This window comes from Mycobacterium stomatepiae, assembly GCF_010731715.1.
GTDB lineage: Bacteria > Actinomycetota > Actinomycetes > Mycobacteriales > Mycobacteriaceae > Mycobacterium > Mycobacterium stomatepiae.
The window spans coordinates 4,638,186-4,653,175 of sequence record NZ_AP022587.1; the positions used below are offsets into that span (position 1 = coordinate 4,638,186).

General features: G+C 66.6%; 15 protein-coding genes. 9 read left to right on the top strand and 6 right to left on the bottom strand.

Features of this window, described 5'->3' with window-relative positions; genetic code table 11:
- Positions 1 to 48 precede the first annotated feature (48 nt).
- The 4 genes from G6N54_RS22015 to G6N54_RS22030 are packed head-to-tail and all read left to right on the top strand — an operon-like array spanning position 49 to position 3,566.
- On the top strand, positions 49 to 1,515 hold the full coding sequence (locus G6N54_RS22015) for an aldehyde dehydrogenase (RefSeq protein ID WP_163791988.1): 1,467 nt from the start codon (positions 49 to 51) through the stop codon (positions 1,513 to 1,515).
- 18 nt (positions 1,516 to 1,533) lie between these two features.
- Positions 1,534 to 2,283 (top strand): SDR family oxidoreductase, encoded by a 750-nt coding sequence (locus G6N54_RS22020; RefSeq protein ID WP_163791990.1) that lies wholly within the window; start codon positions 1,534 to 1,536, stop codon positions 2,281 to 2,283.
- The gene (locus G6N54_RS22025) at positions 2,280 to 3,134 is read left to right on the top strand and encodes an NAD(P)-dependent oxidoreductase (RefSeq protein ID WP_163791992.1); all 855 of its coding nucleotides are present in this window, start codon (positions 2,280 to 2,282) and stop codon (positions 3,132 to 3,134) included. The genes G6N54_RS22020 and G6N54_RS22025 overlap by 4 nt, the downstream gene beginning before the upstream one ends.
- Complete coding sequence (locus G6N54_RS22030; RefSeq protein ID WP_163791994.1) at positions 3,135 to 3,566, top strand: carboxymuconolactone decarboxylase family protein; 432 nt, start codon at positions 3,135 to 3,137, stop codon at positions 3,564 to 3,566.
- A gap of 3 nt (positions 3,567 to 3,569) precedes the next feature.
- Here the strand turns inward: G6N54_RS22030 and G6N54_RS22035 are convergent, their stop codons facing one another.
- Both G6N54_RS22035 and G6N54_RS22040 read right to left on the bottom strand, forming a co-directional pair.
- Positions 3,570 to 4,676, bottom strand: a complete 1,107-nt coding sequence (locus tag G6N54_RS22035; RefSeq protein WP_163794888.1) for a M42 family metallopeptidase — start codon at positions 4,674 to 4,676, stop codon at positions 3,570 to 3,572.
- Between the two features lie 74 nt (positions 4,677 to 4,750).
- On the bottom strand, positions 4,751 to 5,845 hold the full coding sequence (locus tag G6N54_RS22040; RefSeq protein WP_163791995.1) for an aldo/keto reductase: 1,095 nt from the start codon (positions 5,843 to 5,845) through the stop codon (positions 4,751 to 4,753).
- 73 nt (positions 5,846 to 5,918) lie between these two features.
- On the opposite strand from G6N54_RS22040, the gene G6N54_RS22045 reads away from it, so the two are divergent.
- Together G6N54_RS22045 and purD are read left to right on the top strand one after the other, a co-directional pair.
- Positions 5,919 to 6,326, top strand: coding sequence for a MarR family winged helix-turn-helix transcriptional regulator (locus tag G6N54_RS22045; protein ID WP_163791998.1), 408 nt, complete (start codon positions 5,919 to 5,921; stop codon positions 6,324 to 6,326).
- A 25-nt stretch (positions 6,327 to 6,351) separates the two neighbouring features.
- The gene (gene purD / locus G6N54_RS22050) at positions 6,352 to 7,620 is read left to right on the top strand and encodes a phosphoribosylamine--glycine ligase (RefSeq protein WP_163792000.1); all 1,269 of its coding nucleotides are present in this window, start codon (positions 6,352 to 6,354) and stop codon (positions 7,618 to 7,620) included.
- On the opposite strand, the gene G6N54_RS22055 is transcribed toward purD, so the two are convergent.
- Both G6N54_RS22055 and G6N54_RS22060 read right to left on the bottom strand, forming a co-directional pair.
- Positions 7,617 to 9,200: a gamma-glutamyltransferase family protein gene (locus tag G6N54_RS22055; protein ID WP_163792002.1), complete on the bottom strand. Its 1,584-nt coding sequence runs from the start codon at positions 9,198 to 9,200 to the stop codon at positions 7,617 to 7,619. The genes purD and G6N54_RS22055 overlap by 4 nt on opposite strands.
- A gap of 44 nt (positions 9,201 to 9,244) precedes the next feature.
- Entirely contained in the window at positions 9,245 to 10,162 is a 918-nt protein-coding gene (locus G6N54_RS22060; protein WP_163794889.1) for an alpha/beta hydrolase-fold protein, read from the bottom strand.
- A 73-nt stretch (positions 10,163 to 10,235) separates the two neighbouring features.
- Between G6N54_RS22060 and G6N54_RS22065 the strand changes: the two genes are divergently transcribed.
- On the top strand, positions 10,236 to 10,853 hold the full coding sequence (locus tag G6N54_RS22065; protein WP_163792004.1) for a TetR/AcrR family transcriptional regulator: 618 nt from the start codon (positions 10,236 to 10,238) through the stop codon (positions 10,851 to 10,853).
- A gap of 3 nt (positions 10,854 to 10,856) precedes the next feature.
- Here the strand turns inward: G6N54_RS22065 and G6N54_RS22070 are convergent, their stop codons facing one another.
- Complete coding sequence (locus G6N54_RS22070; protein ID WP_163792006.1) at positions 10,857 to 11,600, bottom strand: DUF429 domain-containing protein; 744 nt, start codon at positions 11,598 to 11,600, stop codon at positions 10,857 to 10,859.
- 80 nt (positions 11,601 to 11,680) lie between these two features.
- Between G6N54_RS22070 and purB the strand changes: the two genes are divergently transcribed.
- The gene (purB, locus tag G6N54_RS22075; RefSeq protein WP_163792008.1) at positions 11,681 to 13,099 is read left to right on the top strand and encodes an adenylosuccinate lyase; all 1,419 of its coding nucleotides are present in this window, start codon (positions 11,681 to 11,683) and stop codon (positions 13,097 to 13,099) included.
- Positions 13,096 to 14,352 carry a cytochrome P450 gene (locus G6N54_RS22080; protein ID WP_163792009.1) on the top strand — a complete coding sequence of 419 codons (1,257 nt, stop codon included), beginning with the start codon at positions 13,096 to 13,098 and terminating at the stop codon, positions 14,350 to 14,352. The genes purB and G6N54_RS22080 overlap by 4 nt, the downstream gene beginning before the upstream one ends.
- On the opposite strand, the gene G6N54_RS22085 is transcribed toward G6N54_RS22080, so the two are convergent.
- On the bottom strand, positions 14,353 to 14,973 hold the full coding sequence (locus tag G6N54_RS22085) for a hypothetical protein (protein WP_163792011.1): 621 nt from the start codon (positions 14,971 to 14,973) through the stop codon (positions 14,353 to 14,355).
- Positions 14,974 to 14,990: the final 17 nt, after the last annotated feature.

The window sequence follows — 14,990 nt, forward strand, 5'->3', positions numbered from 1 at the left end:
CGTATCGATTCGCCCCTTGGATTTGTCACGCGTAGACGGGAGCGGGAGATGGCCTTGTTGGCCAACGGCGCGAGTGAACTCTTCATCGACGGCAAGCTGTCAGCCGGCAGTGCCGGCACCTTCCCGACCATCAACCCGGCCACCGAGGAAGTACTGGGGGTCGCGGCCGACGCGAACGCGGACGACATGAGCCGTGCGATCGAGGCCGCGCGTCGCGCCTTCGACGAGACGGACTGGTCGCGCAACACCGAGCTGCGGGTGCGGTGCGTGCGCCAGCTGCAGGCGGCGATGAGGCAGCACCTCGAGGAGCTGCGCGACCTGACCATCGCCGAGGTGGGCGCCCCGAGGATGCTCACCGGCATCGCCCAGCTCGAGGTCCCGGTCAACGACCTGTCGTTTGCCGCGGATACGGCCGAATCGTACGAGTACAACCAGGATCTCGGCGAGGCCAAGCCGATGGGCATCCCGACTCGGCGCACCATCGCCCGTGAGGCCGTCGGCGTCGTCGGCGCCATCACTCCGTGGAACTTTCCCCACCAGATCAACCTGGCCAAGATCGGGCCCGCCCTCGCCGTGGGCAACACGGTCATCCTCAAGCCCGCCCCCGACACCCCATGGTGTGCCGCCGTGCTGGGCGAACTCATCGCCGAGCACACCGACTTCCCGCCGGGCGTGATCAACATCATCACCTCCAGCGACCACGCCGTCGGCGCGATGCTGTCCAAAGACCCTCGGGTGGACATGGTTTCGTTCACCGGGTCGACGGCCACCGGGCGTGCGGTGATGTCCGACGGCGCCGCGACCATCAAGAAGGTCTTCCTCGAGCTGGGCGGCAAGTCGGCGTTCATCGTCCTCGACGACGCGGACTTGGCCGGCGCCGTCGGCGTGGCCGGCTTCTCGGTCTGCATGCACGCCGGACAGGGATGCGCGATCACCACCCGGCTGGTGGTGCCGCGGGCCAAGTACGACGAAGCCGTCTCCATCGCGGCCGCGACGATGGGCGGCATCAAGGCAGGCGACCCCACTGACCCCGGAACCATTTGCGGCCCAGTTATTTCCGCCCGCCAGCGCGACCGGATTCAGGGCTACCTCGACTCGGCGATCGCCGAGGGCGGAACGTTCGTGACCGGTGGTGGCCGCCCGGCCGACCGTGAAGTCGGATTCTTCATCGAGCCCACCCTGATCGCGGGGCTGGGCAACGACGCTCGCGTGGCGCAGGAAGAGATCTTCGGTCCGGTCCTGACCGTGATTGCGCACGACGGCGACGACGACGCGGTGCGCATCGCCAACGACTCGGCGTACGGGTTGTCGGCCACGGTGTTCGGCACCGACCCGGAGCGGGCGGCGCGGGCCGCCGCACGGGTGCGCGCCGGCACGATCAATGTCAATGGCGGCGTGTGGTATTCGGCCGATGCGCCGTTCGGCGGGTACAAGCAATCCGGCAACGGCCGCGAGATGGGTCTGGCCGGATTCGAGGAGTACTTGGAAACCAAGACCATTGCGACAGCGGTTTAACCAGAGGAGCCTCAGGACATGAGATTTGAAAACAAGGTCGCCATCGTCACCGGCTCAGGTGGCGGTATCGGGCAGGCCTACGTCGAGGCGCTGGCCCGGGAGGGCGCGGCGGTGGTCGTCGCCGACATCAACGTGGCGGGCGCCGAGAAGGTTGCCGACGGGATAAAAGGTGAGGGTGGTACCGCGCTGGCGCTGCCCGTCGACGTGTCGGATCCGGTGTCGGCCAAGGAGATGGCCGACCGCACCCTGGGCGAGTTCGGTGGCATCGACTACTTGGTGAACAACGCGGCCATCTTCGGCGGCATGAAGCTGGACTTCCTGATCACCGTCGACCCCGAGTACTACAAGAAGTTCATGAGCGTGAACCTCGACGGTGCGCTGTGGTGCACCCGCGCGGTGTACAAGAAGATGGCCAAGCGCGGCGGCGGGGCGATCATCAACCAGTCATCCACCGCGGCATGGTTGTACTCGAACTTCTACGGGTTGGCCAAGGTCGGGATCAACGGACTCACCCAGCAGTTGGCCACCGAACTCGGAGGCCAGAACATCCGGATCAACGCGATCGCGCCGGGGCCGATCGACACCGAGGCCAACCGATCCACGACTCCGCAGGAGATGGTCGCAGACATCGTCAAGGGAATTCCGTTGTCGCGCATGGGACAGCCCGAAGACCTCGTCGGCATGTGCCTGTTCCTGCTGTCGGACGAGGCGTCCTGGATCACCGGGCAGATCTTCAACGTCGACGGCGGACAGATCTTCCGGTCATGACCGACCTGAAGCTGGGGTACATCGGGTTGGGCAACATGGGTGCCCCGATGGCCACCAAGATGACCGAATGGCCGGGCGGGGTAACGGTTTACGATATCCGGACCGATGCCATGATGCCGCTGGCCGAAAAGGGCGCCGGCATTGCCGACAGCGTTGCCGACGTGGCCGCCGCCGACATCATCCACATCACCGTGCTCAACGACGCACAGGTGCGCGAGGTCGTCGGCGAGCTGTCGGGCCATGCCAAGCCCGGCACCGTCATCGCGATCCACTCGACGATCAGCGACACCACCGCCGTCGAGCTGGCCGCCGAGCTCAAACCGCAAGGCATCCATGTCGTCGACGCGCCCGTCAGCGGGGGGACGGGCGCCGCGGGCCAGGGCAAGCTCGCCACCATGGTGGGCGCCGAGCGCGAGGTGTACGAACGGATCAAGCCGGCATTCAAGCACTGGGCGGCGATGGTGGTCTACGCCGGTAAGCCCGGCGCCGGAACTCGAATGAAGCTGGCGCGCAACATGTTGACGTTCACCGGCTTCGCGGCGGCCTGCGAAGCCATGAAGCTGGCCGAGGCCGCCGGTCTCGATTTGCAGGCACTGGGCCGGGTCGTCCGCCACACCGACGCGCTGACCGGTGGGCCAGGCGCGATCATGGTGCGCGAGGACATGGAAGACCTTGCACCGGAGAACTTTCTGTACGAATCTTTCCTGCACACCCGCGGACTGGGGGAGAAGGATCTGAGCCTGGCGCTAACTCTGGGCGAGGCCGTCTCCGTCGAACTGCCGCTTGCCCAGTTGGCATTCGAGCGGCTGGCAGCAGGCCTCGGGGTACCACACACACAGAAAGACACCTAGATGGACGAACTTCGTCGCAAGGGCCTCGAAAAAATGAACGAGGTCTACGGCTGGGAAATGCCAAACATCGAGGGCGACGCCTACTTCGACCTGACCGTCGACCATCTGTTCGGCGACATCTGGAACCGGCCGGGACTGTCGATGCGCGACAAGCGCATCATGACGTTGACGGCGGTGACCGCGGTCGGCAGCCGCGACCTGGCCGAGATTCAGATCAACGCTGCGCTGCTCAACGGCGAACTCACCGAGGACGAGCTCAAGGAGATGGCCGTCTTCCTCACCCACTATCTCGGCTTCCCGCTGGGGTCCGCGCTCAACGGGGCCGTCTCAGCCGTCGTCGCGAAGCGCAAGAAGGCCGCCGCCAAGGGCGCCGACGAGGACAAGAAGGCCAACGTGGATGCGGCGCTGAAGATGCACTCCGGCAAGGAATGACGGCTAAGCCACCAGAAAGTCGGCGACGATCGTGGCCATCGCATCAATGGCGTCGCGGGTGATGACTTCGAATCCGTGGGTGCTCAGGGTGGGCAAACACAGCAGCCCCGCGCGCGGCGTCAGACCGCCCGCTTTCGCGCGGGACGCATCGGTTTCGAAGGCGCCCAGCACTGCGGCCTGAGGTTGCAATCCCCGATCGGTCGCGATCTGCATCAGTCGATCGGCGATGTTCTTGTCGTAGACGCACAGCGCGTCGCTGTAGCCCACGATCGGGCCGCCGGCGACGGTGGTCGCGTACTCCTGTTCGGTGGGTCCGACCTCCAGCGCCAGGGTGAGCGTGCCCGGGAGCGTGGCACTGGCGTAGGAGCCGCCCACCCCGCCGATTTCTTCGTTGGTGGTGAACACCAGGTAGACATCGTCACCTGGTCGTCGACCACCGTCGCGCAGCAGCCGGGTGGCGCGCAGCAGGGCTGTCACCGCTGCACGGTCGTCGAGGAAGTAGCAGCCGACATAGTCGTCGCCGACGTCGACCAACGTCCTCTTGCTGCGGTCGACGCATACCCGTGTCCCGGCATGAACGCCCGCAGCGGAGAGCTGTTCTGGGCTGCGACCGGTGAAAAGGTACACGTGCTGCCAGTCCAGCGCTCGATCACCCTTGTCCGGCTTGGTCTCCCAGATGCGCGGACTCTCCTTAGTGGTGTGCTCGGAGCCGAGGGTGAGTACCGCGGTGAATGTCTCGTTGTCGCCGAGCACGGCGACCGGACCGAGTCCGAAATTGCCGGGGTGCATCACTCCCAGCTGGGTGACATGCAGCGATCCGTCGGGCTCGATTCGTTTGACCACCATGGAGAGCTCATCCAGGTGTGCCATGACGCGCGTCCCGGTGCCGGGCCCCGCCGTCGGGGTCCAACGGTGTCGACTCTGCGTGGTGTCAGAACCGGAATCGGTTGCGGCTCCGATAAATCCGATTAGGTTGCCGGCATCGTCCACCCACATATCGTCGACGATGGGTTCCAGTTCGCGAGCGCACACGGCGCGCACCGCGTCCTCCTGACCGCACGGTCCGTAGGTCCACAGAAGTTCTTGCAAAAGGTCGTCGCCGTGCGCCATGAAGCCCCCTTCCGTCACCAGCTACCCACCGCGGTTCGCGCACAAACAGTTGGTGGTAGCAATGAGGGGCTTACTCAGTAAGGCTGGCCGCCTTCGGGCATCACGTATTCCGAGGGCGGTCCGAAGACGCCGTTGACCGTGGTGCCGCCGTTGATCATGCCCGCAGCCATGTCCAGCATGCTCTGCGGGAACCCGAGGCTCGGTTTGGTCAGCTTGTCGAGCCGGGCCAGTTCCTCGGCGGACAGGTTCACGTCGACGGCGCGGACGTTGTCGTCGAGCTGTGAGAGCCGGCGTGCCCCGATGATGATCGACGAGACGCCTTTCTGTGCGTGCAGCCACGCAAGCGCTACGCTGGCGACGTTCGTCTCGTGCGCCTTGGCGATGACCTCGAGTTCGTCGATAAGCGTGTAGGTCTTCTCGGTCAGGAAGCCGCCTACCATCGCGCCACGATCGGCGTTGTGCTGACCGGCATTTCGCCGGGTGTACTTGCCGCTGAGCACACCGCTTTTCAGCGGCGACCATGGTGTGATGCCGAGGCCGAATTCGTCGGCCATCGGAACCAGCTCTTGCTCGACGGTACGTTCGAGCAGTGAGTACTCGATCTGCAGGCCGATGAAAGTCGACCAACCGCGGAAACGCGCGATCAGGTTGGCTTCGGCGATCTTCCACGCCGGGGTGTCCGACACGCCGATGTAGCGAACCTTGCCGGCCGCAACGAGATCGTCTAGCGCCCCCATCGTCTCTTCGATCGGCGTGTTTTTGTCCCACATGTGCAGCCAGTACAGATCGATGTAGTCGGTTTGCAGCCGCCGCAGCGAGTTTTCGCAGGCACTGATCAGCGATTTGCGGCCCGCGCCACCACCATTGGGGTCGCCGGAGTATCGGTTGCCGCTGAACTTGGTCGCGATCACCAGGCGATCGCGACGCGCCGCGTGGCGCCCGATGTGGTCGCCGATGATCTTCTCGGAGTGGCTGCGGGTGTAGAAGTTGGCGGTGTCGATGAAGTTGCCGCCGAGTTCGGTGTAGCGATCGATGATCTGTTGAGATTCCTCCACACTGGTGCCCCAGCCGAGGTCTTCCCCGAAAGTCATCGCGCCCAGGCACAGGGGGCTGACGCGCAAGCCGGACCTTCTGAGTGTCACGTATTGATCCAGAGGCATGAGGGCCACTTCCTGGTAGATTGTTCGGATATGAGGTTGTTCACTACTAAACTAGTTCACGACTGAACGATCTGGCAAGTAAATGTCTGCGGTTGACGGGGCCAAGATCTGGTCACTGAACTATCGGGTGCTCCTCTCGGTCATATCGTGCGCCGAGGGCGACATCTGTGCGCTCGGGCTCGAGTCCAAGGAGCTGTTCCTGCTCGCCGAGATCGACGAGCACCCCTACCCGGCCGAGTTGGCGGCGGCATTGAGCATGCCGAAGGCGACGGTGACGCTCTATCTGAAGCGACTCGAGGCCGCCGGGTTCGTGCGCCGGGAGATCGACCCGTCCGATTTGCGGCGTCATCGGCTGCTGCTGACCCCCCCGGGGCGCCAAGCCGTCGCGAAAGGACTGGCGCTGCTGTCCGCCGAGTTCAACAAGCGTCTTGGGCGTCTCACCGCGGCGCAGCAAACGGAGCTCAAGAACCTGCTCGAGAAAATTCTGTAACTCGGTGCCGCTAGTCTGACCTGTCGTGCGCGTTCTGGTGATCGGCTCCGGTGCCCGTGAACATGCCCTGCTGCTGGCTCTCAGTAGAGATCCGCAGGTCACGGGGCTCGCCATTGCGCCCGGCAATGCCGGCACCGCCCGGCTGGCCGAGCAACACGACGTCGATATCACCTCCGGCTCGGACGTAGTCGCGCTGGCTCGCGAGGTCCGGGCCGACCTTGTCGTCATCGGCCCCGAAGTGCCCCTGGTTCTCGGGGTGGCCGACGCGGTGCGCGCCGCCGGTATCGCCTGCTTCGGGCCCGGTAAGGACGCGGCCCGCATCGAGGGATCGAAGGCATTCGCCAAGGAGGTCATGGCGGCCGCCGGGGTGCGGACCGCGTCCAGCGAAATCGTGGACAATCCGGCGCATTTGGATGCGGCCCTCGATCGCTTCGGCCCCCCGGCCGGTGACCCGGCCTGGGTGGTCAAGGACGACTCGTTGGCGGCCGGCAAGGGCGTGGTGGTGACACCGGATCGTGACACCGCGCGCGCCCACGGCGCCGGGCTGCTCGAGGCCGGCCACCCGGTGCTGCTGGAATCATTCCTCGACGGCCCCGAGGTATCGCTGTTCTGCGTGGTCGACGGCGAGACGGTGGTGCCGCTGCTGCCGGCGCAGGATTTCAAACGGGTCGGCGACGGCGATGCCGGCCCGAACACCGGTGGGATGGGCGCTTACGCACCGTTGCCGTGGCTGTCCGGCGACGTGTACCGCGACATCGTCAGCGGCATCGTCGAACCCGTTGCGGCCGAGATGGTTCGGCGCGGCTGCCCATTTTCTGGACTGCTCTACGTCGGCCTCGCTATTACCGCGAAGGGGCCCGCTGTGGTCGAATTCAATTGCCGTTTCGGCGATCCGGAGACCCAGGCCGTGCTGGCGCTGCTGGATTCACCACTCGGGCAACTGCTCTACGCGGCCGGGACCGGCGCGCTGGCCGGCTTCGGTGAGTTGAGCTGGCGCGACGGGGCCGCCGTGACCGTGGTGTTGGCCGCCGAGAACTATCCCGGGCGTCCTCGGGTCGGTGACGTCATCGGCGGATCCGAGGCGGACGGAGTGCTGCATGCCGGAACGGCGCGGCGCGACGACGGAGCGATCGTATCGACCGGGGGTAGGGTGCTGTCGGTGGTCGGCACCGGCGCCGACCTGACCGGCGCGCGGGCCGAAGCCTATCGAATTCTCGACTCAATTCGGTTGCCGGGCAGCCACTTCCGCACCGACATCGGGTTGTTGGCGCAAGAGGGCAAGATCAAAGTCTAGAAGGCCACGGCTTGACCGTCGCGGCGCGGGTCGCTCGCCGCGAGATATCCGTCGTCGAGGCGCCAAATCGCTTGGCAGCTGCCAAATGCGTTGTAGTCGTCCACCGCGAGGAGGTCGTGCCCGCGCCGGCGCAGCTCGTCGAGGGTCGACGGCGGGAACCCCGGCTCGCAACTGACCTGCATGCCCTGCACCCAGCGAAACCGCGGGCCGTCGCAGGCCGCCTGCGGATTCTGGCCGTAGTCGGCGATGCGGACCAATACCTGCACGTGGCCCTGGGGTTGCATCGGACCGCCCATCACCCCGAAGCTCATCACGGGCGCGCCCTCCTTGGTCACAAAGCCCGGAATGATCGTCTGGTAAGGCCGCTTGTTCGGCCCGACCTGGTTCGGATGTCCTTGATCTACAACGAAACCCGCTCCGCGGTTTTGCAGCGAGATGCCCGTGCCCGGTACCACCACGCCCGACCCGAAGCCAATGTAATTCGACTGAATCATCGAGACCATCATGCCGGCCGCATCGGCCGCGGTGAGATAGACGGTGCCCCCGGTAGGGGTACCCGCCGTCGCGGGCTTGGCTCGATCGAGGTCGATCAGCGCGGCCCGCCCCTTCAGGTAATCGGCGTCCAGCAGGTCCTCGGGGCGCACCGCCATATGGTCGATGTCGGAGACGTAGGCTTGCGCGTCCGCGAAGGCGAGCTTGAGCGCTTCGATCTGCAGGTGCACGCTGTCGGCGGAATCGACCGGCAGCGGGGATACGTCGAACTGGGCGAGGATCCCGAGCGCGATCAGCGCCACGATGCCCTGGCCATTGGGCGGTAGCTCGTGCACCGTGTAACCGCGGTAGGTTCCGCTGATTGTGTCCACCCAATCGGCGCGGTGGGCGGCGAGGTCGCTGGCCCGCAGCACGGCGCCGTTCGCCGTCGCGTGTACTTCGAGTTGGGTCGCCAGTTCGCCGCGGTAGAACGCCACGCCGTTGCTGGCGGCGATCGTTTCCAGGGTGGCGGCTTGCTCGGGAAACCTAAAGCGCTCACCGGGTTTCGGTGCTCGCCCGTCGGGCAGGAACGCCTCGGCGAAGCCCGGCTGCGATTCGAACAGCGACACCTGCGCCGCCCATTGCTGTGCGACCGTCGGTGAGACCGGAAAGCCGTTGCGGCCGTGGGAGATCGCGGGCTCGAAGAGGCGCTCGAACGGCAACTTGCCGAACTTGGTGTGTAATTCGACCCATGCCGACACCGCTCCGGGCACGGTCACCGAATTCCAGCCGAGCCCGGGAACATCGTTGCCGCCGAAGTACTCCGGCGTCCATGCGGCCGGCGAACGACCCGATGCGTTCAGTCCGTGCAGCTGCGTGCCGTCCCAGACGATGGCGAAGGCGTCCGAGCCGATTCCGTTGGACACCGGCTCCACCACGGTCAGCGCGATGGCGGTCGCTACGGCCGCGTCGGCGGCACTGCCGCCCGCGGCGAGCATCCGAAGGCCCGCTTGGGCGGCGAGTGGTTGCGACGTGCAGACGACGTTAGATCCCAGAACGGGCTTTCGTGGCCAGGCGTACGGAAAGTTCCAGTCGAAGGGTGCGCTCACCCACGCGAGCGTAGCGCTGCGGCGCAAATGCGCTGCTGACAGGCTTAAGCGGTCAGCAGCGGTGCCATCCAGGTCAGTTCGGCCGGCAGTTGTGAGCTCCAGAACGCGGGGTTGTGCCCGCCGGGCGAGAACCCGCCCGCGGGTGGGTTGGGCAGCGTAGCGATGAACTGCTTGGTCGCGTCGTAGAACGGATCGCTGTCGCCGCAGTCGATGCGGATCGGTATGGACGCCAGCGCCGGCATGCCGAACACCGAGTTCGCGGCGAAGTCGTCGGGCCCGTCGAAAGCCCCGGGCGCGGCGGCCCCGGAAGACATCCACAGCGCCGGGCTCACCGCACAGATAGCGGCGGTGCGCGCGGGTCCCAGCCGGCCGCCGAGCAGCAGTGCGCCATAGCCGCCCATCGACCAGCCCAGGAAGGCCGCCCGGGAGGTGTCCAACCGCTGGCTGTCCAGCATCGGGATCAACTCGCCCAGCACCATCGCGCCGGAGTCCTCGTCCGAAGACCGCTTGTGCCAATATCCGCCGCCGCCGTCGACCGCGACGACCGCGAATGGCGGCAGGCCCGCGTTGACGGCCTGGGCCAGGCCCTGCTCGACGCCGCCGGCCATCACGCCCGCCGCGTCATTACCCTTGCCGTGCAGCGCGATCACCGGGCGCAGCGCCTTGGTCTGCCTCGGCGGCCGGGCGATCGCCCAGTTGGTCGATATGCCGCCCCGTGCCGCCGAAACGAAGGAACCGGTCGTCATCGTCGGCGCCGGATCCGCCGTTGGAGCGGGCTCGAGGGGGGCGGCGGGTGATGGCGCCAACGGCGCCTGGGTGCTGGCTCTCGACACCGGCATGCTGCGAGTTGTACTGGTGTGTAACAGGTTGTCGAGCGCGAACACGCCGGTCGCACCTATTGCCGCGCTGGCACCAAGACCGAGCACGGCGCGGCGGCTCAAGTCGGGCATGCGGGCCATCATGCCATGTTGGTTGGGCGGGCCGTTTGGCGGAAATGGCAATGCAGTACCACTTTGACTGGCACGATGGCTACTCGTGACTGCAGCGGTTACTCCGAAAGGAGAACGTCGACGGTATGCGCTCGTGAGCGCTGCCGCCGAGCTGCTTGCCGAAGGCGGGTTCGAAGCGGTGCGGCACCGGGCGGTCGCGCAGCGGGCCGGACTGCCCTTGGCGTCCACTACTTATTACTTCTCGTCTCTCGACGACTTGATCGCTCGCGCGGTCGAACACATCGCGATGATCGAGGTGGCGCAGCTGCGAGCTCGGGTCAACGCGCTGTCCCGGCGGCGCCGCGGCCCCGAGACCACCGCCGAGGTACTGGTCGAGCTGCTGGTGGGCGACCTCTCCGATCAGACGCTTGTCGAGCAGCTGATATCGCGATACGAGCGCAACATCGCTTGCACCCGCCTGACCGCGTTGCGCGAAACCATGCGCCGCAGCCTGCGGCAGCGAGCCGATGCCGTTGCCGAAGCGATCGAGCGATCCGGCCGAGCCGTGCGCATCGAGCTGATCTGCACCCTGATCTGCGCGGTCGACGGCTCGGTGGTCTCCGCGCTGGTGGAGGGCCGCGACCCCCGCACCGCGGCGATGGGAGCGGTGATCGACATCATCGACGTGCTGGCACCCATCGATGAACGGCCGGTGCGGATCTGACCCTTACCCGGTCAGGTCGGCGGGCAGCGACGGCGTCACGATGTATCCGTTGGCCGAGTCCCCGTAAATCGTGATGCGACCCGGGCAGCGCTGGGCGTACAGGGCGACGTAGGCGCAGACCACGGCGTCGACCGGGTCTTCGGCGCGACGCAGATCGCTCTTGCGCTGCGCCGCGGTCACCTGATTGCGCAGCCGGATCCAGTCGGGATGGTCGGCGACGCGCAGCGGTACGTCGGTGTCGACCAGCCGCTCGACGCCGTCCATCAGCAGCAGTAGCTCCGATTTGAGCCGCGCTTGGCTACGGCCGGGTTTGGCCTTGTACTTCAAGGTCCGCTCCAGCCGGAACAACGCGACCGTCGCCGCGTGCGGGTATACCTCGAGCGCTCGCCGCGGGGTGGCCGAGCGTGGATCGAGGTCGAGGCCCAGTGCTACGGCCAACCGCGCGCCGCGCGGGCCGTTGGCGAACTCGGGTTTCCCGGTGTTGGCCGGATGTGCACCGGCTTCGAATCGGCGGAAGTCGCGGTTGAGTGCCGTCTCGGCCGGGCGTTGACCGGTCGGGTTGTTCACCACCAGCGGAGCGTCGAAGCCGACCACGCAGTCCCCGTGCACGTAAGGGCGCAACGCCGCCAGGATTTCGTCGTCGTCGCGGACGGCGCCGGCGCTCACCAGGCGGCCGTCGGAGTCGACGACGGCTACACCCGTCGGGTTGCGCAGGCCCCACGCGAGGTCGACACCGCCGAAGTACATGCCGCCAAACTGTAACCACCGACGCCGCTACCCGGGAAACGCGTTGCCAGTCGCGCTCTCGCGGTGGATAAGCTGACGCGGTGAGCATTCCGAATGTGCTGGCCGCCCGGTACGCCAGCGCCGAGATGGTCGGGATCTGGTCGCCGGAGGCCAGGGTCGTCGCGGAGCGGCGGCTGTGGCTGGCCGTGTTGCGGGCGCAGACCGAACTCGGTGTTGCGGTACCGGCGGAAGCGGTCGCCGACTACGAGCGGGTGCTCGAGGATGTGGACCTGGCCTCGATCGCGGAGCGCGAGCGGCTGCTGCGGCACGACGTCAAGGCGCGGATCGAGGAATTCAACGCCCTGGCCGGTCACGAGCACGTGCACAAGGGGATGACCAGTCGCGATCTGACCGAGAACGTCGAGCAGCTCCAGATCCGGCGATCGCTGGAGCTGGTTTTCTCCCATGGGGTGGCGGTCGTCGCGCGGCTGGCCGAGCGGGCCGTCACGTATCGCGATCTGGTGATGGCCGGACGCAGCCACAATGTTGCCGCACAGGCCACCACGCTGGGCAAGCGGTTCGCGTCCGCGGCTCAGGAGACGCTGATCGCGCTGACCAGGTTGCGCGAATTGATCGATCGCTATCCGCTGCGCGGCATCAAAGGCCCGATGGGCACCTCGCAGGACATGCTCGACCTGCTGGACGGTGACGCGGTCAAACTGGCCGAGCTCGAACGGCGTGTCGCTGAATTCCTGGGTTTTGCAACAGTTTTGACCAGTGTTGGGCAAGTCTATCCGCGCTCGCTGGACCACGACGTGCTGTCCGCGCTGGTGCAGTTGGGTGCCGGGCCCTCGTCGATGGCGCACACCATCCGGCTGATGGCGGGCCACGAATTGGTGACGGAGGGATTCGCGGAGGGGCAGGTCGGTTCCTCGGCGATGCCGCACAAGATGAACACCCGCAGCTGCGAACGGGTCAACGGGCTGCAGGTGGTGCTGCGCGGTTACGGCTCGATGGCCGCCGAGCTGGCCGGCGCGCAGTGGAACGAGGGCGACGTGTTCTGTTCGGTGGTACGTCGAGTCGCCTTGCCGGACAGCTTCTTTGCCATCGACGGCCAGATCGAGACGTTTTTGACAGTGCTCGACGAGTTCGGCGCCTACCCGGCGGTGATCGAGCGGGAGCTCGATCGCTACCTGCCGTTCCTGGCCACCACCAAGGTGTTGATCGCGGCCGTGCGGGCCGGCATGGGGCGAGAGGCCGCGCACCACGTGATCCGGGAACATGCGGTGGCAACGGCATTGGCGATGCGGGAACGGGGCGCCGAGCCCGATCTGCTGGACCGGTTGGCCGCCGACGAGCGACTGCCGCTGGACCGTGCGGCGTTGGACGCCGCGCTGGCCGACAGACAGGCGTTTACCGGTGCCGCTGCCGATCAGGTCGATGAAGTTGCCGCGCAGGTCGATTCGTTGGTGGGCCGCTACCCGGACGCGGCCAAGTACGCTCCGGGCGCGATCCTGTGACCCTCGCCGGCGCCCTGTCTGGGATCGACTTCACCGACCTGGATAATTTGGCCAACGGTTTTCCGCACGAGTTGTTCGCCGTGCACCGTCGCGAGGCGCCGGTCTATTGGCATGAGCCGACCGACAATACCCCGGACGGCGAGGGCTTCTGGTCGGTTGCGACCTACGCGGAAAGCCTTGCCGTGCTGAAGGACCCGGTGACATACTCGTCGGTGACCGGTGGTGCGCGACCGTTCGGCGGGACGCTTTTGCAGGACTTGTCCATCGCGGGTCAGGTGCTCAACATGATGGACGACCCGCGGCACTCGCAGATCCGGCGACTGGTCAGCTCCGGCCTGACGCCGCGGATGATCTCCTGCGTCGAAGACGACCTGCGGACCCGGGCCCGACGGCTGCTCGATGATGTGGTGCCCGGCGAACCGTTCGACTTCCTCGTCGACATCGCTGCCGAACTACCGATGCAGATGATCTGCATTCTGCTGGGAGTGCCTGAATCCGAACGGCATTGGCTGTTCGAGGCCATCGAGCCGCAATTCGACTTCGGTGGCTCGCGCAAGGCCGCGTTATCTCAGCTCGCCGCGTCGGAAAGAGACGCCGCGGCGGGGTCGCGGATGTACAGCTACGGCCAAGAGCTGATCGCGTCGAAACGTGCCAACCCGACCGACGACATGTTGTCGGTCGTCGCCAATGCGACGATCGACGAGGTGGACGGACCGGTGCCGTCGGATCTCGAGGTGTATCTGTTCTTCAGCCTGCTGTTCAGCGCCGGCGCGGAGACGACTCGCAACGCGGTTGCCGGCGGGTTGCTGTCGCTGGCCGAGAATCCGGACCAGTTACGTTCACTGCGTGCCGATTTCGATCTGCCGCCGACGGCGGTCGAGGAAATGGTGCGGTGGACGTCGCCGTCGCCGTCCAAGCGGCGCACTGCCACCCGCGACGCCGTGCTCGGCGGGCAGTCGATCGAAGCCGGACAGAAGGTGCAGATTTGGGAAGGCTCGGCCAACCGCGACGCCGGCGTCTTCGACCGCGCCGACGAATTCGACATCGAGCGAAAGCCCAATCCGCACTTGGGCTTCGGCCAGGGCGTGCACTACTGCCTGGGGGCCAATCTGGCCCGCCTGGAGCTGCGCGTGCTGTACGAGGAGCTGCTGACGCGCTTCGGCGCCGTACGGGTGGTGCGGCCCGTCGAATGGACACGAAGCAACCGGCACACCGGCATCCGGCATTTGGTCGTCGAGCTGCTCGAGGCGTAGCTAGCGCGCGCGAATCGTGATCCCCGCCGAGCGCAGTTCCAGCGCCGCCAGCGCACGGATCGTGAACGGATCTTCGTGACGCCACCCACCGACCGGATCGGTGCTGACGGCGGCCAGCTTCGCCGGCGAACGGTTCGTCAGGGCCCGCAGCGCCAGCAGCTGTTCGCCGGCCGGGGTGGCGGCCAGCGCGGTCACGGTCAATTTGCGCCGGAAGAACCGCAGGCGCAGGTAAAGCCACGGCATCGTGGCGATGAGGATCGGCGGAGCGATCACGGCGAGCGCCAGCAGCACCGCGAGCCAGCCGGCCGTGGTGTCCAGCTCGTGCAGGGCGCCCGCGATCTCGACGGCGGCGTCGCCGGCCGACGTGAGCGGCTTGCTGACCGTATCGCCGACCACCGGGATATGTTGAGCGCCATGGCCCGCGGACGCCAGGCTGCCGGCGATGCTGTGGGTGCCGTCCTCGACTTGTCGGCCGGCGTCGGCGATCGTCGAGATGGCTTCGTAGACAGCGGTGCCGACGAACAACCAGATCGCTGTCCACACGACGATGACGGCATCGCTGAACAGCTGGGCCAGCAATCGGCCGGGCGTGGTGGCGTAGGGCAGAAAGCGCGATCGCATAACCTCGATCACAGCAC